The sequence below is a fragment of the Agrobacterium tumefaciens genome (assembly GCF_031801495.1).
Classification (GTDB): Bacteria; Pseudomonadota; Alphaproteobacteria; order Rhizobiales; family Rhizobiaceae; genus Agrobacterium; species Agrobacterium tumefaciens_K.
The window spans coordinates 523,356-545,195 of sequence record NZ_JAOEGC010000002.1; the positions used below are offsets into that span (position 1 = coordinate 523,356).

General features: G+C 59.5%; 16 protein-coding genes and 1 tRNA gene. 12 read left to right on the forward strand and 5 right to left on the reverse strand.

Features of this window, described 5'->3' with window-relative positions; all coding sequences use genetic code 11:
* Nucleotides 1-7 precede the first annotated feature (7 nt).
* Genes N7578_RS11965 through N7578_RS11975 form a run of 3 tightly spaced genes read left to right on the forward strand, consistent with a single transcriptional unit; the run spans nucleotide 8 to nucleotide 2,902 of the window.
* On the forward strand, nucleotides 8-1,165 hold the full coding sequence (locus N7578_RS11965; RefSeq protein WP_311110547.1) for an ABC transporter ATP-binding protein: 1,158 nt from the start codon (nucleotides 8-10) through the stop codon (nucleotides 1,163-1,165).
* An 11-nt stretch (nucleotides 1,166-1,176) separates the two neighbouring features.
* Nucleotides 1,177-2,085: an ABC transporter permease subunit gene (locus N7578_RS11970; RefSeq protein WP_311110548.1), complete on the forward strand. Its 909-nt coding sequence runs from the start codon at nucleotides 1,177-1,179 to the stop codon at nucleotides 2,083-2,085.
* Nucleotides 2,086-2,089: 4 nt separating this feature from the next.
* Nucleotides 2,090-2,902 (forward strand): ABC transporter permease, encoded by an 813-nt coding sequence (locus tag N7578_RS11975; RefSeq protein ID WP_311110549.1) that lies wholly within the window; start codon nucleotides 2,090-2,092, stop codon nucleotides 2,900-2,902.
* A 316-nt stretch (nucleotides 2,903-3,218) separates the two neighbouring features.
* On the opposite strand, the gene N7578_RS11980 is transcribed toward N7578_RS11975, so the two are convergent.
* Both N7578_RS11980 and N7578_RS11985 read right to left on the reverse strand, forming a co-directional pair.
* Nucleotides 3,219-4,871: an iron ABC transporter permease gene (locus tag N7578_RS11980; RefSeq protein ID WP_311110550.1), complete on the reverse strand. Its 1,653-nt coding sequence runs from the start codon at nucleotides 4,869-4,871 to the stop codon at nucleotides 3,219-3,221.
* 83 nt (nucleotides 4,872-4,954) lie between these two features.
* On the reverse strand, nucleotides 4,955-8,671 hold the full coding sequence (locus N7578_RS11985) for an ATP-binding protein (protein WP_311110551.1): 3,717 nt from the start codon (nucleotides 8,669-8,671) through the stop codon (nucleotides 4,955-4,957).
* A gap of 340 nt (nucleotides 8,672-9,011) precedes the next feature.
* Between N7578_RS11985 and N7578_RS11990 the strand changes: the two genes are divergently transcribed.
* The 3 genes from N7578_RS11990 to N7578_RS12000 all read left to right on the forward strand — a co-directional run bounded on the left by N7578_RS11990 (nucleotide 9,012) and on the right by N7578_RS12000 (nucleotide 11,626).
* A tRNA-His gene (locus N7578_RS11990) sits at nucleotides 9,012-9,088 on the forward strand.
* Between the two features lie 220 nt (nucleotides 9,089-9,308).
* Nucleotides 9,309-10,886 (forward strand): Ppx/GppA phosphatase family protein, encoded by a 1,578-nt coding sequence (locus N7578_RS11995; protein WP_311110552.1) that lies wholly within the window; start codon nucleotides 9,309-9,311, stop codon nucleotides 10,884-10,886.
* Entirely contained in the window at nucleotides 10,883-11,626 is a 744-nt protein-coding gene (locus N7578_RS12000) for an RlmE family RNA methyltransferase (RefSeq protein WP_311110553.1), read from the forward strand. The genes N7578_RS11995 and N7578_RS12000 overlap by 4 nt, the downstream gene beginning before the upstream one ends.
* Before the next feature lie 91 nt (nucleotides 11,627-11,717).
* On the opposite strand, the gene N7578_RS12005 is transcribed toward N7578_RS12000, so the two are convergent.
* The gene (locus N7578_RS12005; RefSeq protein WP_311110554.1) at nucleotides 11,718-13,115 is read right to left on the reverse strand and encodes an MDR family MFS transporter; all 1,398 of its coding nucleotides are present in this window, start codon (nucleotides 13,113-13,115) and stop codon (nucleotides 11,718-11,720) included.
* A 193-nt stretch (nucleotides 13,116-13,308) separates the two neighbouring features.
* Between N7578_RS12005 and N7578_RS12010 the strand changes: the two genes are divergently transcribed.
* From N7578_RS12010 to N7578_RS12030, 5 genes are all read left to right on the forward strand, one after another.
* Nucleotides 13,309-14,307, forward strand: a complete 999-nt coding sequence (locus N7578_RS12010; RefSeq protein WP_311110555.1) for an MBL fold metallo-hydrolase — start codon at nucleotides 13,309-13,311, stop codon at nucleotides 14,305-14,307.
* Nucleotides 14,308-14,487: 180 nt separating this feature from the next.
* Nucleotides 14,488-15,993 (forward strand): IMP dehydrogenase, encoded by a 1,506-nt coding sequence (guaB, locus tag N7578_RS12015; protein ID WP_311110556.1) that lies wholly within the window; start codon nucleotides 14,488-14,490, stop codon nucleotides 15,991-15,993.
* 120 nt (nucleotides 15,994-16,113) lie between these two features.
* On the forward strand, nucleotides 16,114-16,515 hold the full coding sequence (locus tag N7578_RS12020) for an MAPEG family protein (protein WP_311112485.1): 402 nt from the start codon (nucleotides 16,114-16,116) through the stop codon (nucleotides 16,513-16,515).
* Nucleotides 16,516-16,647: 132 nt separating this feature from the next.
* On the forward strand, nucleotides 16,648-17,676 hold the full coding sequence (gene adhP, locus N7578_RS12025) for an alcohol dehydrogenase AdhP (protein ID WP_311110557.1): 1,029 nt from the start codon (nucleotides 16,648-16,650) through the stop codon (nucleotides 17,674-17,676).
* A gap of 134 nt (nucleotides 17,677-17,810) precedes the next feature.
* Nucleotides 17,811-18,686: a dienelactone hydrolase family protein gene (locus N7578_RS12030; RefSeq protein WP_311110558.1), complete on the forward strand. Its 876-nt coding sequence runs from the start codon at nucleotides 17,811-17,813 to the stop codon at nucleotides 18,684-18,686.
* Nucleotides 18,687-18,745: 59 nt separating this feature from the next.
* Here the strand turns inward: N7578_RS12030 and N7578_RS12035 are convergent, their stop codons facing one another.
* Nucleotides 18,746-19,696 carry a LysR substrate-binding domain-containing protein gene (locus N7578_RS12035; RefSeq protein ID WP_311110559.1) on the reverse strand — a complete coding sequence of 317 codons (951 nt, stop codon included), beginning with the start codon at nucleotides 19,694-19,696 and terminating at the stop codon, nucleotides 18,746-18,748.
* Nucleotides 19,697-19,922: 226 nt separating this feature from the next.
* Between N7578_RS12035 and N7578_RS12040 the strand changes: the two genes are divergently transcribed.
* The gene (locus N7578_RS12040) at nucleotides 19,923-20,204 is read left to right on the forward strand and encodes a DUF1127 domain-containing protein (RefSeq protein WP_311110560.1); all 282 of its coding nucleotides are present in this window, start codon (nucleotides 19,923-19,925) and stop codon (nucleotides 20,202-20,204) included.
* 157 nt (nucleotides 20,205-20,361) lie between these two features.
* On the opposite strand, the gene N7578_RS12045 is transcribed toward N7578_RS12040, so the two are convergent.
* The gene (locus tag N7578_RS12045; protein WP_311110561.1) at nucleotides 20,362-21,735 is read right to left on the reverse strand and encodes a glutamate--cysteine ligase; all 1,374 of its coding nucleotides are present in this window, start codon (nucleotides 21,733-21,735) and stop codon (nucleotides 20,362-20,364) included.
* Nucleotides 21,736-21,840 lie beyond the last annotated feature (105 nt).

Below are 21,840 nucleotides of genomic sequence, written 5' to 3' on the forward strand. Positions count from 1 at the left end.
AGGGCGAATGGCGAAAACTCTGGGGCCGGTAAAGCGGAAATTCAGTCCTTGGAACAGTCCAGATGCTGTTCCGTTCATCCGGTTCGAGAACGTCACCAAGCGTTTCGGCGATTTTGTCGCCGTCAATGACCTGACCCTTGATATTTACGAACGCGAGTTCTTTTCGCTGCTTGGCCCGTCCGGCTGCGGCAAGACGACGCTGATGCGCATGCTGGCCGGTTTCGAGGAGCCGACCGCTGGCCGCATCCTGTTGCAGGGCAAGGATATTTCGGGTGTGCCGCCCTACAAGCGCCCGACCAACATGATGTTCCAGTCCTACGCGCTGTTTCCGCACATGACGGTGGAAAAGAACATTGCTTTCGGTCTGGAGCAGGACGGTCTGCCTAAAGCGGATATCGACAATCGCGTCGGGGAGATGCTGCGGTTGGTCAAGCTGACCGAATTTGCCAGGCGCAAACCCAGCCAGCTGTCCGGTGGGCAGCGGCAGCGTGTGGCATTGGCGCGTTCGCTTGCCAAGCGGCCGAAGGTGCTGCTGCTCGATGAACCGCTTGGCGCGCTGGACAAGAAACTGCGCGAGGAAACGCAGTTCGAACTGATGGACCTGCAGCAGACACTTGGCCTGACCTTCCTGATTGTCACGCACGACCAGGAAGAGGCGATGACCGTTTCAGACCGTATTGCGGTGATGGATAAGGGCATCGTCGTGCAGGTGGCGACGCCTGCGGAAATCTACGAGGCGCCGAACAGCCGCTATGTTGCTGACTTCATTGGTGACATCAACATTTTCGACGCCACGGTGGCCTCGACCGATTCCGCCATTGGCAAGCCCGGAGTGGTGAAGCTGGATTGTGATGGGCTCTCTGTCGCCGTCGAGCAGGAATGCGCGGCCGTCGTCGGAAACCAGGTGGCCTTTGCCATCCGGCCGGAAAAGGTGCGCATCTCGCTTGACCAGCCCGCCGACGTAACGGTCAATGCCGCTTACGGCGAGGTCTGGGATATCGGTTATCTCGGTGACTTTTCGATCTTCATCGTCAAGCTCGCTGACGGTCGCGTCGTTCGCGCCGCTCAGGCCAATGTCTCGCGTCTGGTGGATCGCCCGATCACCTTCGGCGATATGGTGTGGCTGAAATGGACGCCGGACTCCGGCCTTGTCCTGACGCGCTGAGGGAGGCTGGCATGGCGATCTCCACTCCTGAAAACCGGCAAAGCCCCTGGCGATGGCTGGTGGTTGCGGTTCCGTATTTCTGGCTGCTGCTGTTCTTCGCCGCACCGTTTCTCATCATCGCCAAGATATCCCTGTCCGACACGGCAATCGCGATGCCGCCCTATACGCCCGTCTTCGAAGGTTTTTCGAAGATCGGCGAATTCTTCTCGGAACTGGATTTCGAGAATTATCTCTTCCTGACCGAAGATCCGCTTTATCTGGATGCCTATCTGTCTTCGCTGCGCATCGCGGTCATCTCCACGTTCCTGCTGTTGCTCATCGGTTATCCGATGGCGCTGGCCATGGCGCGGTCGCCCTCCAGCATTCGGCCAACGCTGGTCATGCTCGTCATCCTGCCGTTCTGGACGTCTTTCCTGATCCGGGTCTATGCGTGGATCGGTATTCTGAAACCGGAAGGTCTGCTGACCGTTCTGTTCCAGTGGCTCGGTTTCCTCGGGCCTGACCAGCAGGTCAACATCTTCCGCACCGAAACCGCTATATTCATCGGCATCGTCTATTCCTATCTGCCCTTCATGGTTCTGCCGCTCTATTCGGCGCTCGAGAAGCTGGACAACACGTTGCTGGAAGCGGCGGCCGATCTCGGTTGCCCGCCTTGGAAGGCCTTCTGGAAGATCACTTTTCCCCTATCGTTGCCCGGTGTCGTTGCCGGGTCGATGATCTGCTTTATCCCGATCACCGGCGAATTCGTCATTCCCGACCTTCTGGGCGGCGCGCAGACGCTGATGATCGGCAAGACGCTCTGGACCGAGTTCTTCGGTAACCGCGACTGGCCGCTGGCCTCCGCCGTCGCCGTTCTGCTGTTGTTGCTGCTGGTCGTTCCCATCGCAATTTTCCAGAACCAGCAGAAGAAGGTGGGTTGAGGCCATGAAGCGCGGCAAATTCGATATCACCGTCCTGACGCTCGGCTTCGCGTTCCTCTATATCCCGATCATCATCCTGATCGTCTACTCGTTCAACGCTTCCAAGCTGGTCACGGTCTGGGGCGGGTTTTCGCTACAATGGTACGCCGCCATGTGGTCGAACCAGGGCTTGATGGATGCTGCCTGGGTCACGCTCCGAGTTGGCCTGCTCAGCGCCACGATAGGTACGATCCTCGGCACGCTGGCCGCATTGTCGCTGACACGGTTCGCGCGGTTTCCAGGTAGGGTGCTGTTCTCAGGTATGATCTACGCGCCTCTCGTCATGCCGGAAGTCATTACCGGTCTGTCGCTGCTGCTGCTTTTTGTCGCCGTCGGCGTCGACCGAGGCTTCTGGACCGTTGTGATCGCCCATACGACCTTCACCATGTGTTATGTGGCGATTGTCGTGCAGTCACGACTGTTGACCTTCGACCGCAGCCTTGAGGAGGCCGCGCTTGATCTTGGTTGCCCGCCGGTCAAGACGTTCTTCCGCATTACCCTGCCGCTCATTTTCCCTGCTGTCATCGCAGGCTGGATGCTGGCCTTCACACTGTCGCTGGATGACCTGGTGATTGCCAGCTTTGCAACCGGTCCCGGTGCAACCACGCTGCCGATCAAGATCTATTCTCAGGTTCGTCTTGGCGTGACACCGGAAATCAATGCGATTTGCACGATCCTGATCGGCTTGGTCACCATTGGCGTCATTGCCGCTTCGGTCGCCTCCAAGCGGACTGAACTTCAGCGGATGAGAGACGAACATGCGGCAGCAAGAAACTGAAAAAAACTATGTCGGGCGCTAGGTTTCAGCAACTGCCAACACTGTCTCGGATCGGGAGTTTGTCGCAAAGCGGGGCGCTCCACGGTATCGAAATAGGATTTTTCGCCCGTAATTGATCGATTTCAGTTTTAACTGCTTGTTAAGACGGGTTGGCGGAAAGTAAATCCAACGCAGGGTCGTCCTTCTTGTGATGACCGGGGCTCATGATTTTCGAATTGCGAGACTATTCCCCTGACTCTCGTTGAAAAGCACACCTGATACAGGCGGTCGAAAGACCGCCTTTCTTTTTGTTGTGGCTGGTTTTTCGCAAGACCCGTTATTCGGGGTGATCCATCGATTTCGAGACTAGCAGAACGGGCAGCAGTCCGGCGACGATGATGATGATCGCCGGGACGGAGGCATCCTGCACTTTTGCGCGCGAGGCATTTTCGTAGACAAGCGTTGCCAGCGTGTTGAAGCCGAAGGGCCGCAGCAGAATGGTGGCGGGCAGTTCTTTCATGGATTCGATGAGAACCAGCAGCGATGCCGTGAGCGCGGCAGGACGGATGTTCGGCAGAAGAACGCTGAAGAGGGTCTGCAGCCGGTTTCGGCCGAGCGTTCTGGCCGCCATGTCTATATGCGGTGAAAGTTTGTGAAAACCGGCATCCAGTGTGCCTTCCGCCATGGTCATGAAACGCACGGCATGGGCATAGATGATTGCGAATGCGCTGCCGGAAAGCAGAAGCCCGCTGGAAAAGCCGAAGTGGGAGCGGAAAAATCCATCCACACGATTGTCCAGTCCCGTAAGCGGAATGAGTACGCCGATGGCCAGCACGGTGCCGGGCACGCCATATCCCATCGAGCCCAGCCGCGCTGCAATCTTCGATGTGGCAGAGCGGTTGACACGTAGCGCATAGGAAAAGACGAACGCGGCAACGAGCGTGAGGAGCGCGGCCGAGATTGAAACTTCAAAGCTGTGTGCCAGCGCCTTCAGCATGCGCGGCTCTAGCAGCATCTCCAGCCGCTTGGCCGCATAACTGCCAAGCACGCTGACGGGAATGAAGAAGCCGCTGAGAAGCGGCAGAACGCAGAACAGCGTAGCGGACCAGCGCCGCCAGCCATCAAGGCTTTTAAGCGTATGGCGCTGTGCCATGCTAGTTGCTTTGGGCGCCGCGAAGCGCTGCTTTTCGCGAGCATTGCGCTCGACGACGATCAATCCGCCGACAACCAGGAGAATGACGGCGGCAATCTGCGTTGCATTGGCGAGGTTGCCGCGATTGAGCCAGGTTTCGTAAATCGTGAAGGTCAGTGTCTGTACGCCGAGATATTCCACCGCGCCGATGTCGTTCAGCGTTTCCATCAGGACGAGAGACAGGCCGATGGCGATTGCCGGACGTGCCATCGGCAACTGGATCCACCAGAAGACGCTCAGCGGTTTTGCGCCAAGTGTTCTGGCGGCTTCAGCCGCAAAACGGCCCTGCATGGAAAAGGCGGCGCGGGCGGAAAGATAGACATACGGGTAAAGAACGGAACTCAGAACCACAACGGCCCCACCCAGCGACCGCACGTCTGGAAACCAGTAGTCGCGGATGCTGTGATAACCGAAAAGGGCGCGGATCGCGCTTTGCACCGGACCGGTGAAATCGAGAAACTCGCCGAAGGCATAAGCGGCGATATAAGCTGGGATTGCGAGGGGCAGAACCATCGCGAAAGATAGAATGCGACGCAGCGGAAACTCGAAGGTCGTCACCAGCCAGGCGCATACAATGCCAAAAAATGCGGTGGTTGCAGCCGTCATCAAAAGAAGCAGAAACGTGCGCATGCCTGCCCGTGGCAGCACATTGGTCAGCAGATGGTGCCAGCCCTCCGTACTTCCGGTCAGCGCCAGCCAAAAAATCGCCAGAATGGGTATGGCCGAAATGGCGGCCACGACCACGGTCGTAACGGGCAGCGCCGTATAACGTCTTGCTGCCGGAAGAGAAACCGCCATGGAAGTGCCAGCCTGTCGTCGTGTCGAAACCCGAGGCAGCCGCGAATGCGACTGACCCTACGGGTAACTAACTCCGCTTGACCCTAGTTCGCAAGGACGCGCTGCGAGGGAAAGGTAATTTCCACCAGCGTTCCTTCGTTTGGTGTGGAGGTGATGGAGAAGCTGGCGCGGTTGGCGTCCACCATTGCCTTGGTCAGGGGAAGGCCAAGGCCGGTTCCGTCGCCGCGAACGCGCTTTGCGGAAGATGCCACCTGCCGGAACGGCTTCATGGCCTGATCCAGTTCTGAACGAGTCATGCCGATACCGGTGTCGCGGATGCGCAGTGTCACGCTGCCATTCGCTTCATAGGCCGTGGATACGACGATCTGGCCACCTGACGGGGTGAAGCGGATGGCGTTTGACAGAATGTTGAGAACGATCTGCTTGATCGACCGAAGATCGGCAACGATCTGAGGCACGGACTGGGAAAGAGCGGTGCGGATGATAACGCGCTGGTTGTTCGCCTGCGGCTGCACGAGCGAAACGGCCTCCGCGACAGTCTCGTTCAGGGCAACGGCGACGAAATCCACCTCCATCTGGCCCGCTTCGATCTTGGAAATATCCAGGAGATCGTTGACGATATCCAGAACGTGCCGGCCGGAGCGGCCGATGTCGTTGGAATATTCGACATAACGTGGATGGCCGATCGGGCCGAAGCGCTCGGTCGCCATCAGATCGGCAAAACCGATGATGGCGTTAAGCGGCGTGCGGATTTCATGGCTGACACGTGCCAGAAAATCCGTCTTGTGGGCGTTTGCGGTTTCCGCTGCCCGCTTCGCATTGCGCAGTTCCTCTTCGGTGCGCTTCCACTGCGTGATATCGCGGATCACGACGCAATAGCCATGCGTGGACTTGAGCCTGCCGATGGTCATGAACAATGGCAGGAAGCCGCCGGACGCTTCGCGGCCGATGACTTCGCGCCCGTCGTTCAGCACGCTGGCAACGCCGTTGTTGGCAAGGCCCGAGAGATAGTCGAGCACGGCGCGCTGGCTTTCATGCGCAAACAGCGTCACGAACGGCTTTCCGGCAATCTCGTCATTGTCGTAGTTGAAAAGTGCGCTGGCCGAGCGGTTCAGCGAGCGAATCTCGCCGTCCTCTCCCAGAAGAACGACGCCATCGGTCGCCGTTTCCAGAATGGAATGCAGCTCCTCGACCTCGCCCTGCAACAGGGAAAGGCTCTCCTGCGCGTCGTCCACGGTCGCAGCCTGTGTATTTTCGTTGGCTGCCGTAGCAGATACGGTCGTATCGCCAACCGGAATGAGTGAGAGCATCAGCGCCGTCGCCTCTTCCCAGCGGATGGATTGCAGGCGTGCTTTGACCGGAATGACATCGTTTTCGGCATTGACGATTGCCATGCCACCTTCATGGCCTGGCATATCCTCAAGCTCCTGCCGTTGCAGCAACGCGTCCAGCCCGCCGACTTCTTCGAGCTCGCTGATGGAACCGTAGCCCGTCATCCGCAGGAAGTCCGGGTTCGCGTGGATCAAACGGTCGCCGGCGTGAACGAGAAGGGCAACGGGCATCTGATCCAGCGTTTCCGCGGTCAGGGAATCGGTGGTACGGGTGCGGGCGGGCAGGATCTCTGCCGGAACATTCGCAACGGGGGCCATCGCGGTGTCATCGGTCGAAATTTCGGTCACGACCTCGGCATGCGTGGTCGCGGGTTTCTCGCCGCGCACGTAATCAGCAAACAGATCGTCTTCCTCCGCATCCGGCTCGGAGACAGCTTCATGGTCTTCCGGCACCGGTGAAGCAGCGGTATCGAGTACTGGCTCAACCGGTTCCGCTACGTCATTCTCAGCCGTGCTTTCCGGATTGGACGGGGCGGCGGAAAGATCGGCAGGCGTCAGATCCTCGGAGGAAAGGGTTCTGCCGATTTCACGGAACGCGGCCTGCTCGCTGGCACTCAGGGCTTCGCGGGAGCGTATGCGCCTGTCTTCGAGCTGAACCACCTTGTCGGAATAGCGGCGTCCGGGCGTGGGCGTGATGTCCAGCACCGGAACCTCGAAGGCTGGAGGCTCATAGCTGCGGCCGGGTTCGTCGCTCGTCCTATCGTTAATATCGACGGCGTGTACGGGGTCAATGTCATCGATATGCTCAACGGTTTCGTCGTCGACAGGAGCAGCCTCAGGTTCACCGAAGGCTTCATCGAGGAAGCTCAGCGGCTCGTGGCTTTCCTCAACACTCTCGTCCTCCGACGCGACGTCTGGAGCGGCATCGCGGGCTTCGGTTGCTTCTGCGAATGTCAGGCCGATGCCGTTCGGATCTTCGACCGCATCCGCCAGCCGCACGATGCCGAAGCCGCGAAAACCGTCGAACTCGCGCGAGCGCGTGTAGGTCGGCAGGGCTGCAAGATCGATGGGAACGACAAGCGAGGTGTTCTCCACCGGCCAATAGATGGTCTTGCCCGACCATGTGTCGCGGCGACCGAGAAGCTCACGGATCTTTCCGTCTGCATCGAGGTTGAAGAGGGCGGCGACGTCCGCGAAATTCATGCCGTCGACAGCTGCCGCTTTCGGGCCGACCGCCTCGGCGAACTCATGCGAGATCGAGCTGAAACGCCCTTCGGCGTCAATTTTCCAGACGAAACGTGAGGCGCGAGACGACGGATTGAAGACGAAGCCGCCGTCGCCGTCGCCTTTTGTTTCCGTCTCCGGGGCAGCGGGTGCTTCTTCCGTCGCGGGCGTGACAGGTGCTACCTCCGGTTCTTCGGCAAGCGCATCAGCTGCTTCGTTCAGCGCGACGGCGGGTTCTTCCAGCGCCTCGGCGTGGTCGATATCATCTGCTTCCGGGTTGCTTTGCTCATCCTCGAACTCGGAAATCACCTCGCGCTGCACGTCGTGATTCTCAAGCGATTCGATAGCCAGGCTGATGTCTGCAGTCGCGCTGGTCGCAACCTCATCTTCCGCGGCCGCAAGGAATTCCTCAACCTCGTCCACGTCTTCGATATCGGCGACGGCATCGAGAATCGAGGAGAACGCGGCGTTCTCAACGACGGGAGTCGAAACCTCTTCGGCCTGCGGAGCTGGCGTCGGTTCGCTCCTGGGCTGCTCAGGCTGGTCGTCAGCAAAATCACTGACGGGATCCATCCGGCCTAGCGCCGTTTCGACCACGAAAAGCAGGTTAAGTTCGGGCGATTGCGTGATCTGTCCCGTCGCGGCGGGCAGGTAACCCTTGCCGGTCGGGACGGGGCGCTTGACCAACCGTCCCGACTGGTTCGACGCCATGGTCACAAGTGTCTTGGCCGTGCTTGGCGTGATGCCGAGAGCGGAAAAACCCGTCGATGCCGCGATGATCGCGGATCTGCTATCCAGAACCGCCATGTGAATGTCCGGATCATCGAAACCCTCGATCATGCGGCGGGCGCATTCCGCCACATCGGGTGGCGTCTGATCGGTAAGGGCGGAAAACAGAATGGCATTGTGGCCGGGTTCCGCCTCGATGACTTCAACCTTCGCCTGGACGGGAAGGCTTTTGAAACCGGCATTGATGCGAATGGTGACGGGGAGACTGTCGCCGGTTCCGGAAAGGCGCGCGGCCATTGCCCCCAGTTGCCGGAACGTCACATCCTGCCGTTTCGGCCCTTGCTCGAGAAAATCGTAAACCATCGGGGTACCGAAGAGCGCCGCGCCGCGCCCGTTCGCCCACAGAACGTTTTCCAGATTCATGGAAAACAGCGCCATTGCCTCGCCGCGGCCGAAACCGTCACGCACGCGTTCATGCACTGCGATATCGATAAAGGGATATTGAACGGCGGGCATGTCGAAACCTATTCTGGCACTACCGGACCTCGTGCGGTTTCAGTCTTCTTCATGAAGCCGAAAGGTAAAGCCGCACGGGCACCACGTTAACAGAATTTTAAATAACTTCACAGGGCCGCACGGTCCATGGTCCTGCGGATGAATTGCTAAACAGAGTTAACATGAACAGGGTCTCCGGCCCTCTGAAAAGAAACGGCGGCTTGCCTGCGGAAGGCGTCCCGGCATCGCAAAAACACCTTGCCTTTCGAAAGCTTTTTCCGCAAAATTTAATATGGGTCTTGCAAATAGGAAAAACACCTTTTATGTGACCCTCCACGACGGCGCTGCGGCGCGTTGGTGTGCGGTTGTAGCTCAGTTGGTTAGAGCGCAGGTTTGTGGCACCTGAGGTCGGTGGTTCGACCCCACTCAACCGTACCATTCTCCCCTCTTTGAAAGTTCAGTCACTTAGGAACTTCCAAGGAGGGGAGAGATTTCCCCTTCTGTCGATTTCTTCCATCAGCATTATTTCCTGCGTCCCTTGAGGCCACGGTCCTGCTTGGCAAAAACCATTTGGCTAAAATGCCTTGCGCTGGTATTGTCGCGCCAACGAAACCTAATGAGAGCCAGCTGCATAGCGTAGACGCTTGTGCGCGGCGAAATGGACAAGACAGTGATCGACCCCGGAAACGGCCCAAAGCCGTCGGAACAAGGGGCGTCAGTGGTGGACAAAGGGAAGGCGAAGCGTTCCCGTCGTGGCAAGAAGAACAGGCGTAACGGCAAGCCCCGTGACGCCTCTGTCTTGTCGCATGATGTTGTCGCTGATGTTCCGGCCGGTTCCCAATTTGCGTCGGCTCTCGGGCCGGATGACGAACCACGCAAGAGAAAGCGTCGTCGGCGTTCACGTGGGAAGGGAACTTCCCAGCAGCCAGCTGCTCCTGTTGTGAACGCGAAGCAAGCCTCCGATACGTCTGCGCAGACGCCAAACTCCCCGGGTGTGCCCGCAGGGAGCAGGAAGTCGCGCAATCGCAAGCGCGTTCACCGGGACCCGCAGGGACGCCCACTCGTTCCGTCGCATGCACCCAAGCACGTTGCCAAGACCAATGGCCGTGGCAATGGGGTAGCGGTCGCGGAGCAGCAGAAGAAGCATTCGGAGCAGTTCGGCCGCCACGCCTCCAAATTTCATGACCATGGCGCCGACGCCGGCGCAGACATGTATGCGGCGCTCGATCTCGGAACGAACAATTGCCGCCTCCTGATTGCTCAGCCGACGCGGCCGGGCCAGTTCCGGGTTGTCGATGCGTTTTCGCGTATCGTTCGCCTGGGTGAAGGTCTGGTGTCGAGCGGGCGGTTGTCCGACGACGCGATGGATCGCGCCGTGGAGGCGCTGAAGGTGTGCTCCGCGAAGCTTTCGGGCCGTCCGATACGCCGCATGCGGCTGATTGCGACGGAGGCGTGCCGTGCGGCTACCAATGGCGAGGAATTCCTGGCGCGCGTCACACGCGAGACCGGGCTGAAGCTCGAGATCATCAGCCGCGAGACGGAAGCGCGTCTTGCCGTTTCCGGTTGCGCGTCTCTTGTCGGCCGTGAGGCACGGTCCGTGGTGCTGTTCGATATCGGCGGCGGTTCTTCCGAAATCGCTGTCATACGGGTTGGTGAAAACCGCTCGAACCGGCTCGCCAATCACATCACGCACTGGACATCGCTGCCGGTCGGCGTCGTCACTCTTTCGGAGCGTCACGGTGGACGCGATGTCACGCCGGATGTCTTCGCCGCCATGGTGCGGGAGGTTGAGGGGCTTCTGGATGCGTTCCATTGCCCGCCGGTCGGCGGTCAATCCGCGCATGAGGATTTTCACCTCATCGGTACCTCCGGCACCGTGACGACCCTTGCCGGGGTACATCTCGATCTGCCACGCTATGATCGCCGCAAGGTGGATGGTCTGTGGCTTTCCGATGCGGAGGTTACGGCCATGCAGGACAAGCTGCTGGCCTGGGATTTCGCTGGTCGTGCCGCCAACGCCTGCATCGGGCCGGACAGGGCCGATCTGGTTCTGGCGGGATGCGCCATTCTGGAGGCGATCCGTCGCCGCTGGCCCGCTCGCCGCATGCGTGTGGCCGACCGCGGCTTGCGTGAGGGGCTGCTGACGGACATGATGGCGGATGACGGTGCATGGCGGCGTAACCGGATCAGGCGCATGCAGACGGCGCGGCAGGAACGAACAGAAGGTTTGACATGAGCAAGGCGCCGACAAGCAACAACCGTACCGGACGAAAGATCGGCCAGAAGGTCAAGAAGACCAAGCTCAAGGCATCGTCCCGCCGCTGGCTCGAGCGGCATATCAATGATCCTTACGTGCAGCGCGCCAAGCTCGAGGGCTATCGTGCCCGCGCGGCTTTCAAGCTGCTTGAGATCAACGACAAGCATCAGATCCTGAAGGATGCACGCCGCATCATCGACCTTGGTGCGGCTCCGGGAAGTTGGTCGCAGATCGCCGCCAAGGTGACGGACTCGACAGAGGACGACATCCGCGTTGCGGCTATCGACTTCCTTGAGCTGGACCCTATTCCGGGCGTGAAGATATTGCAGCTCGACTTCCTCGATCCGACCGCTCCGGAAAAGCTGATGGAAGCCGTCGGCGGTACGCCCGATCTGGTGTTGTCCGACATGGCGGCGCCAACGACCGGCCACCAGAAGACGGACCATATCCGCACCATGCATCTGTGCGAGGTCGCGGCCGACTTTGCCGTTCAGGTGCTGGCGGAAGGCGGTCATTTCCTTGCAAAGACCTTCCAGGGCGGCACGGAAAAAACTCTGCTCGACATGCTCAAGCAGAACTTCAAGCAGGTTATTCATATCAAGCCCGCATCGTCGCGGTCTGAATCGGTCGAGATGTTCCTGCTGGCCAAGCACTTCAAGGGCCGCAAGGCCGCGGTGCAAAGCCACGAAGACGATCAGGACGTGGCGGCAGGCGAGTAAGCTGGGCCGGAAAGACAAAAAAGGGGATCGGTCCGGCCGGTCCCCTTTTTCTTTGAGCGACGTTGCTGAAAACCGCGTTCCGGACCGGCAATTATTCCGCTGGCTGCGAAACCTTGCCGCGATGGCCGGAGACGGCGGCGCCCGCGTTGCGATCCATGCGGATGATCGGGATGATCGCGAAAAGCGAAACCACGGCCACGATGGCGAAGGCGATATGGAAATCGGCCAGCTGCAGGTGCGAGCCCGAAATCATGGCGCTCACTTCCAGTATCGAGGCGGCGAAGGCGACGCCAAGGGCAAGACTGATCTGCTGAAGCACGGATGCCATCGAGGTGGCCTGGCTTGCCTGGTTGTCCTCGATATCCGAATAGCTCAGCGCATTCGATCCCGTGAAGAAGAACGAGCGGGCGAAACCAGCGGTCACGAGGAAGATCATGATCAGCGGGTAGGGCGTGTCCGGGGTGAAGAAGCTGTTGGCGAGCGTCGTGAACCCGCCTACGATACCCGCGCCGATCAGGGTCGATCGGAAGCCGGTTGAGGCAAACACCCGCTTTGCCATGAATTTTGTGGTGATTGCGCCAATGGCGCCCGCAAAGGTGATCATGCCCGACTGGAACGGATTGAGCCCGAAGCCGATCTGCAGCATCAGCGGCATGAGGAAGGGTATGGCGCCTGTCGAGATGCGGAAGATCGTGCCGCTGACGGAAGCAGCCCGGAACGTGGCATTCTGGAAGATGCGAAAATCCAGAATGGGCGCGGGATGTTTCGCGGCGTGGCGCATGTAGAGAATGCCGCTGATGAAGCCGATAACCGTCGAGGCGATGCCGATGGCAGGCGGCAGGGCGGGAAGGCTGACGACGGAGAGGCCGAAGACCACGCCGGAAGCCGCAACGCCTGAAAGGACGAAACCCTTGCCATCCATCGGCGGTGGGTTCGTCGTCTCGATCTCGGGCAGGAAGATCGTCGACAGCCAGATGCCGATCACGCCGATCGGCACGTTGATGAGGAAGATCCAGTGCCATGAAAAATAGGTCGTGATGAAACCGCCGATCGGCGGACCGGTCAAAGGGCCGACCAGTCCGGGGATCGTCAGCAGGGCCATGGCAGACACCAGCTCGCTGCGTTTCGTGGTGCGCAAAAGGACAAGACGCCCGACCGGCGTCATCATCGCTCCGCCCATGCCCTGCAGGAAACGCGAGACGACGAACTCGAAGACCGAGGAGGATACGGCGCAGCAGATCGACCCCACCACGAAGACACCGATGGCGATGCGGAATATTTTCTTTGCACCGAACTTGTCAGCCATCCAGCCGCTTATGGGAATGAAGATCGCGAGGGCCACCATATAGGCCGTCAACGCCAGCTTCAGCGTGATCGGGCCGACATTCAGGTCGGCGGCAATCGCGGGCAGCGATGTTGCAATGACGGTCGAATCCATCTGCTCCATGAATAGAGCGACGGCGAGAATGAGCGGGATGATGCGATTCATGTGGCTGCCTGCGGTTTTCCGCTGCGACAAGGGGCTGGCCTCCTCCTACGCCTGATAGGCGGGCTTGCCAACTGTATATTTCTTAATTTTCGTCCACGATCAAACCTGCGTGAGGCCGGTTTCCTTGTAATTTTCTTCGCTTATTGTTCGCTGGCACGAGTTTCCGTGATTGAACGATATCGGGAGAAAGATCATGACTCAATTCTTGCCTCTGAGCAGGCGCGGCCTCATCGGAGCCGTTGGCGCCGGCGCTCTCGGTGCACCGTTCCTTATGACGCGGGCTGTCGCTCAGACAGCCCAGCCGCAGACCTCCATGGAGATCGATCACGCCATGCCGCCAGAAACGAATCGCTTCAAGCTGGGAAAGTTCGAGGTTCTGGTCGTGAAGGACGGCGCGCGCGCCGCCCCCAATCCCGGTGAAACCTTCGGAACGGATCAGTCGGCGGAAACCGTCGGCAAGCTGCTGGAAGACAACTTCCTGCCGAAAGATCAGTTCGTCAATTCGTTTTCTCCGGTCCTCGTGAATACGGGATCGGATCTCGTGCTGTTCGACACCGGTTTCGGTGAAGCCGGACGCGGTGCGGGCAACGGTCGCCTGATCGAAGGCATGGCGGCGGCTGGTTATGCGCCGGAAGATGTGACCGTCGTTGTTCTCACCCATATGCATGGCGACCATATCGGCGGCCTCATGGAAAAGGGCGCACCTGCATTCTCCGAGGCGCGTTATGTGTTCGGCCAGGCGGAATATGATTTCTGGACGGACGAAAAACGCGTCGGCACGCCTGCCGAGGGTGGCCACAAGGGCGTGATTGCCAATGTGAAGCCACTGGCGGAAAAGGCGACCTTCATCGGTGACGGTGCAGACGTCGTTTCCGGCATCACCGGCGTCGCGGCATTCGGTCACTCTCCCGGCCACATGATCTTCCGTGTCGAATCGGAAGGCAAGCAGCTCATCCTCACCGCAGATACGGCAAACCATTTCGTGCTGTCGCTGCAGCGACCGGACTGGGAAGTGAAGTTCGACATGGACAAGGCTGCTGCCGCAGCCTCCCGTAAAAAAACCTTCGACATGATCGCGACGGACCGTCTGCCGTTCCTCGGTTATCACATGCCGTTCCCGGCGGTCGGTTACGTGGAGAAACTGGATGCGGGCTATCGGTTCGTGCCGAAATCCTACCAGTTCGATCTTTAATTCTGCTGCAATGCAGCAACAGAAGAGACCCGGAATGGCTTTCCGGGTTTTTTCTATTCCCTTCCTGTCATGAACGTGTTACCAGCCCTCGCCAACTTCCACGCAATCCTTGCAGGACCGCCGGGGTGAACTTATCGTTCCGGAACGGCCATGCATTTTTCAGTCTGAAGGAATTTGGCCATGGCACGCATCATTCAAACACCCACTGGTTTGGACGCGCTCACATTTGACGATGTGTTGCTGCAACCCGGACATTCGGAGGTCATGCCTGGCCAGACGAATATATCCACCCGCATCGCCCGCGACATCGACCTGAACCTGCCGATCCTCTCCTCCGCCATGGATACCGTGACGGAAGGCCGTCTTGCCATCGCCATGGCGCAGGCCGGCGGCATCGGCGTCATCCACCGCAACCTCACGCCCATCGAGCAGGCCGAGGAAGTCCGTCAGGTCAAGAAGTTCGAAAGCGGCATGGTCGTCAATCCGGTAACGATTGGCCCGGATGCGACACTGGCGGAAGCTCAGGCGCTGATGAAGTCGCACGGCATTTCCGGCATTCCTGTCGTTGAGAACGGTGGCACCGGCGGTCACAAGAACGGCCGCCTCGTCGGTATCCTCACCAACCGCGACGTGCGTTTCGCTTCTGATCCGCAGCAGAAGATCTATGAGCTGATGACCCGCGAAAATCTGGTCACTGTCAAGGAAAGCAGCGTCGATCAGCAGGAGGCGCGTCGCCTGCTGCACAAGCACCGCATCGAAAAGCTTCTGGTCGTTGACGCCAAGGGGAATTGCGTCGGTCTCATCACGGTCAAGGATATCGAGAAATCGCAGCTGAACCCGAACGCGACGAAGGATGCGCAGGGCCGTCTTCGTGCCGCGGCCGCCATCAGCGTTGGCGCAGACGCCATCGAGCGTGCCGAGCGTCTGATAGACGCCGGTGTCGACCTTCTGGTCGTGGACACGGCGCATGGGCATTCGCAGCGCGTTCTGGATGCCGTCGCCCATGTGAAGAAGATGTCGAACTCGGTTCGCATCATTGCTGGTAACGTCGCAACAGCGGAAGGCACCAAGGCGCTGATCGATGCCGGTGCGGATGCGGTGAAGGTCGGTATCGGTCCAGGCTCGATCTGCACGACGCGTATCGTTGCCGGTGTCGGCGTTCCGCAGCTTGCCGCCATCATGTCGGCGGTCGAGGCGGCGCAGGCTGCCGATATTCCGGTCATCGCCGACGGCGGCATCAAGTTCTCCGGCGACCTTGCCAAGGCGATTGCCGCCGGTGCATCCGCCGTCATGATCGGTTCGCTTCTGGCCGGCACGGATGAAAGCCCAGGTGAGGTCTTCCTTTATCAGGGCCGCTCCTTCAAGGCCTATCGCGGCATGGGCTCCGTCGGCGCCATGGCGCGCGGCTCGGCAGACCGTTACTTCCAGGCGGAAGTGCGTGACACGCTGAAGCTCGTTCCGGAAGGCATCGAAGGCCAGGTTCCTTACAAGGGTCCGGTTTCCGGTGTTCTGCACCAGCTGGCAGGCGGTCTGAAGGCTGCCATGGGTTACGTTGGCGGCGGCACCATCAAGGAATTCCAGGAGCGCGCCACCTTCGTTCGCATTTCCGGCGCTGGCCTGCGTGAAAGCCACGCCCATGACGTGACGATCACCCGCGAAAGCCCGAACTATCCCGGCGCGGTTTGATCTTTCTAGGCGAATCCTTAAAAGGATTGCCTGACTACAACTATTCGGCGCTCTCCGATTCCAGCCGGGTCGGGGAGCGTTTTCGTGATTGAAGGAGAAAACATGTCACCGACGACCGCAATGTTCTGGCCGATGATTGCCCATGTCCTACTTGTTTTTTCCCTTTACGCCCTGCTTTTCTACCGCCGCAAGAAGTACTCCCTCGTCGATCGCGATGCCGTGTTGCGATATAAGGAACGCGGAGAAGAAGCGCGTGAAAGCCTTCTCGTGAACCGCAATATCGCCAACCAGTTCGAGCTGCCGGTTCTGTTCCACGTGGCTTGCCTGCTGCTTTACATCACCGATGCGGACAATATCGTCACTGTCGTTCTGGCATGGCTTTTCGTGCTGTCCCGCTGTGGTCATTCCTTTGTGCATGTCACGAGCAACAGCCTGCGTTACCGCGCGCCGCTGTTTGCCGCGGGCTTTGCCATTCTCGTCTGCCTCTGGGGCTGGCTCGCCATCTGGTTGGCGCTGGAATGAAACAACACTGCCGGGTTGCCGCATAACTGAGACAATCCGGCCGCCAAAACATTCCGATTTGCGCCATGTCAATTCCACAGCTCGCTTTCCTCGCTAATCTCTCCCCGTTGGTAGAGATTTAGGGAGAATGTGATGGCAAAAACGATGAAGGCGGCTGTTGTCCGCGCATTTGGAAAACCGCTGACGATCGAGGAAGTGCCGATTCCGGATCCCGGTCCCGGTGAAATTCTCATCAACTACAAGGCGACGGGCATTTGCCACACGGACCTTCACGCCGCGACCGGCGACTGGCCGGTCAAGCCCAACCCGCCGTTTATTCCCGGCCATGAGGGTGTCGGTTACGTCGCCAAGATTGGTGCTGGCGTCACCGGCATCAAGGAAGGCGACCGCGCTGGCACGCCGTGGCTTTATACGGCTTGCGGTTGCTGCGTTCCTTGCCGCACGGGCTGGGAAACGCTTTGCCCGAGCCAGCAGAATTCCGGTTATTCGGTCAATGGCAGTTTTGCGGAATATGGTCTTGCCGATCCGAAATTCGTCGGCCGCCTGCCGGACAATCTCGAGTTCGGTCCCGCCGCGCCCGTGCTGTGCGCCGGTGTAACCGTTTACAAGGGCCTCAAGGAAACGGAAGTACGACCCGGCGAATGGGTCGTCATCTCCGGCATCGGTGGCCTGGGTCACATGGCCGTGCAATATGCCAAGGCCATGGGCATGCATGTGGTGGCCGCCGATATCTTCGATGACAAGCTCGAGCTTGCGAAGAAACTTGGCGCGGATGTCACGGTCAACGGCCGCGCACCCGATGCGGTCGAGCAGGTCCGGAAGGCGACCGGCGGCGTGCACGGCGCGCTGGTTACGGCGGTATCCCCCAAGGCTATGGAGCAGGCTTACGGCTTCCTACGCTCCAAGGGCACCATGGCGCTGGTCGGCCTGCCGCCGGGCTTCATCTCCATTCCGGTGTTCGACACGGTGCTGAAGCGCATCACGGTGCGCGGTTCCATCGTCGGCACGCGGCAGGATCTGGAAGAAGCGCTGACCTTCGCCGGTGAGGGCAAGGTGGCGGCCCACTTCTCGTGGGACAAGCTCGAAAACATCAACGACATCTTCCACCGGATGGAAGAAGGCAAGATCGATGGCCGCATCGTGGTGGATCTGGCCGCCTGATGAAAAGATGTAAGTCCTGAATTCTGGCGGCGGCACTTCACGCAAATGTGTGCCGCCGCTTTCATTCGCGCCGATCTTGCGCGGGCCGAACCGCGTTATTCTCCCGCCATCATGCGTTGAGGGAGGAAATGGCAATGGACAAACCGAAGATTACGCAGGCCATGATCGATGCCTATGACGAATACACCCATCTGAGCCTCGATCGCCGCAAATTCATGGAAAAATTGACCGTTCTGGCCGGTTCGGGTGCCGCTGCGGCGACAATCGCGCCGCTGCTTTCCGCCAATAGTGCCAAGGCCGCGGTCGTGGCTGCCGATGATGAGCGGATCGTTTCCGAAGACGTCACATATCCGGGCGCAACGGGCGAGATGAAGGGTTATCTCGTCACGCCGAAATCGGCCCCGGGTCCGCTCGGGTCGGTCATAGTCATCCACGAAAACCGCGGACTGAACGATCATATCCGCGATGTCGCGCGCCGGGTGGCGCTGGAGGGCTTCCGGGCGCTTGCCGTCGATTTCCTTTCGCCACAGGGCGGAACGCCAGCCGACGAGGAGAAGGCGCGGCAGATGTTCAGCGGCCTAGACATGGACGCGACCGTGGCCAATGCCGAGGCAAGTCGCGTATGGCTGGCGGCGCGGCAGGGCGCCAATGGCAAGGTGGGCGCCATCGGCTTCTGCTGGGGTGGTGGGCTCGTCAACCGTTTCGCCACCAGATCCGAGGGACTGAATGCTGGCGTTGCCTATTACGGCCAGCAGGCGCCGGCAGCCGATGTGCCTGCCATCAAGGCGCCGCTGCTGCTGCAATATGCAGGGCTTGATGAGCGGATCAATGCGGGAATAGACGCCTACAGGAAGGCACTGGAAGAAAACGGCAAGACGTTCGAGATATTTGTCTATGAGGGCGTCAATCACGCCTTCAACAACGACACCTCGTCGGCACGCTACGACAAGGCCGCCGCCGATCTGGCCTGGAGCCGCACCACGGATTTCTTCCGCAAATATCTTGCCTGAGCGGGGCCGCGTCTTCAATAGAAAGCCGGGGCATGTGCTCCGGCTACGCCTTTCTGCGTCTACCAGCCCGGCAGCATGTGGCCTGCCCTGAGACGCGGCAGTTTGGGATAGTTCTTCACGTCGCTGTCCAGTTCATCGGCAACACTCATAGGCGAGATGTTGTCGAGGCATGCCGTGATGTGATCGGTGATCGCGTTGACGAGCGATGGCGAGAGCCCGGGTCGCTTCATCAGGCCAATCTGAACGGGCGGGAGTGGCGGGAAGCCGTCTGCTGACGTCAGTACCTTCATGCCACTTCGCAACGCTGATTCCGGCAGGACCGAAACGGCCATGCCCGCGAGGACGGCGGCAGCGACAACCGTGGAAGACCAGCTTGTGAAGAGAATCTGATAGTCCCGGCCATCCGCATCGAGTGCGGAGCAGGCAAGCTGCCTCCAGTGACAGTCGCGGCGTCCAACGGCGAGAGGCACAGGCGCATCGTCCTTGAGCGGATGATTAGCGGACGCGACCCAGCAGAGCGGCTCCGTCCGCACCACGTCCGAAGAGCGGGCGCGGGGATTATGCGTTACCAGCGCTATATCAAGCTCACCGCGCGCCATTTTCTCGCTGAGGCTGACGGACGGTTCGCAAACGATGTACAGCTCGACATTCGGGTGCGTCTTGGCGAAACGCCCGATGATCTCCGGCATGTAGCGATCGGCGTAATCGTCCGGCGTCCCGATGCGCAATGTCCCTTCCAACCGGTTGTCATCGAAGGCGGCGATCGCCTCGTTGTTCAGCCGGATGATACGCCGCGCGTAATTCATCAGCTTTTCGCCTTCCGCCGTCAGGCGGTTACCACGCCCGTCCTTGGCGAAAAGCTGTTTGCCTATCCGCTCTTCAAGCCGCCGCATCTGCATGGAAACGGCAGATTGGGTCTTGAAAACGCGATCTGCCGCCTTGGTGAAGCTGCCGGTATCAACGATCGCGATGAAGGTATGAAGCTGGTCTATGTCGAGGGGTGCGGACATGGATGTTCATCCATAAGAGCTATTGATGGCTTACATTAGAAACATTCGTTGGACTGATCAATAGTCTTGCGACATTTTGACGCCAGCAAATCAATTCAAACCCCGGGGCGCAGACATCGTGTTTCGCCCCTCAGCAAAGGCAGCTTTCCGCGCGTGGTGCGCCGGGGGCGGTGCCGCATCGTGCCGTTACGAAAGGACTTGTGTTATGCGCACGGCAGAACGGAGAATGGAACTGGAACTCGCAACCACCCGGCAGAGCGACACATGGGTTCGCATCGCCTTGCGAGGCGCTTCCTCTGTGAAAACGTTTCTGCGGCGCATTGGCAATCGACTTGTCGCCAATCAGTTGACGGAGCTCGATGATCGGCTGCTTGCCGATGTTGGCCTTGCACGTTCGGATGTTGTGGACGCGCTGGACAGCGGTCTTTTTGAAGACCCGACCGCACATCTGACACGGGCCGCAAGATTGCGCGCGGTGTCTAGGTTCGAAGCGCTTCGTCGCGATTGAGGTCTGCTGCTCAAAACTGCTCAGCGGTTTTGCGATAGCGGAACGCTTTGAAAGATTTTCCCCGCAGGGTGATTTGCCAATAACCCTGCCTTTGCCCGGTGTACGGCCAGCCCGGCCTCACCGGGCTTTTTTGTTTACAACGACCGCAAAGCTCTGCTCAATACTGATATTCTTCAAAAACCGGCAGAACGGAGCCGTTCCAGCGACCGTTGTAGAGGGATATCAGATCTTCGGCGAGCGTGGTCTTCTTGGCAATGACCTCATCGAGCGACGAAAGGAAGACGCCTTCATCCTGCCCATCGCCGTTCAGGCGGTTGCGTCTCTTGAGGCCGTTGCGGGAGATATCGACGACTTCGCGTGCAACGTCGAGCAGCGATTGGCCTGCGACTTCGGTGTTCAGCCCCTTCCCCGGGACGGCATCCCGAAGTGCCAGAACATCGTCATAGCTCCAGTTTGCGGTGAGCGCATCGGCTGCCGAGAGCGCATCACCGTCATAGAGCAGGCCGACCCAGAAAGCGGGAAGGGCGCAGATACGACGCCAAGGTCCACCGTCCGCGCCGCGCATTTCGAGGAAGCGCTTCAGGCGCACGTCGGGGAACAGCGTCGAAAGATGGTTTGTCCAGTCACCCATGTTCGGTGGCCAGTCGGCAACTTCGCCCTTCAGTGCACCGTTCATGAACTGACGGAAGGTCACATGCGTGCAGTCGTGATATTTTCCGTCGCGCACGATGAAGTACATCGGCACGTCCAGCGCCCACTCCACGTAATCCTTGAAACCGAAATCCGGCTTGAATGTGAAGGGCAGAACGCCGGAGCGCTGGTTGTCGGTGTCGCGCCAGATATCGCCACGCCAGGAAACGAGGCCATTCGGCTTTCCTTCGGTGAACGGCGACGAGGCGAACAGCGCGGTTGCGAGCGATTGCAGTTTCATTGAAACACGCATCTTCCGGCGCATGTCGTCTTCGGAAGAAAAGTCGAGGTTCACTTGAATGGTACAGGTGCGATACATCATGTCGAGACCCTTGGTCCCGACCTTCGGCATGTAGCGCGTCATGATCGCGTAACGCGATTTCGGCATGCGCGGCGTTTCCTCGAAACTCCAAAGCGGGCTGCCGCCTATCCCGAGGAAACGGATCCCCATCGGCTCGGCCACTTCACGCAGGGTCGCCAGATGCTGGTTGGACTCCTTGCAGGTCTGGTGCAGGTTTTCCAGTGGTGCGCCGGAAAGCTCGAACTGTCCGCCCGGCTCGATCGAGATCGCGCCCATCCCGTGCTGTTCGCCAAGCCCGATGATGTTCTCGCCGTCCATGATCGGCTCCCAGCCGAGCTTTTCCTGCATGCCTTTCAGAAGTGCGGAAATGCTGGCATCGCCAAAATAGGGAACTGGACTGTTATCCTTGCGGAAAAACGCGAACTTTTCGTGCTCCGTGCCGATGCGGAAGTCGGCTTCCGGTTTGCAGCCACCGGCCAGATAATCTGTAAGCTCCGTAACGGAGGAGAGGGGTGTCTGGTCGGTCGTATCGCGTGCCATGGCTTACCTTGTTATGCGGTGTCTGTTGCGGCGAGGCATATGATTGGCAGATATCGCCGGATACGACGCCGAGGCAAATGAATTTCTTTCAAAGATGCATAAAGG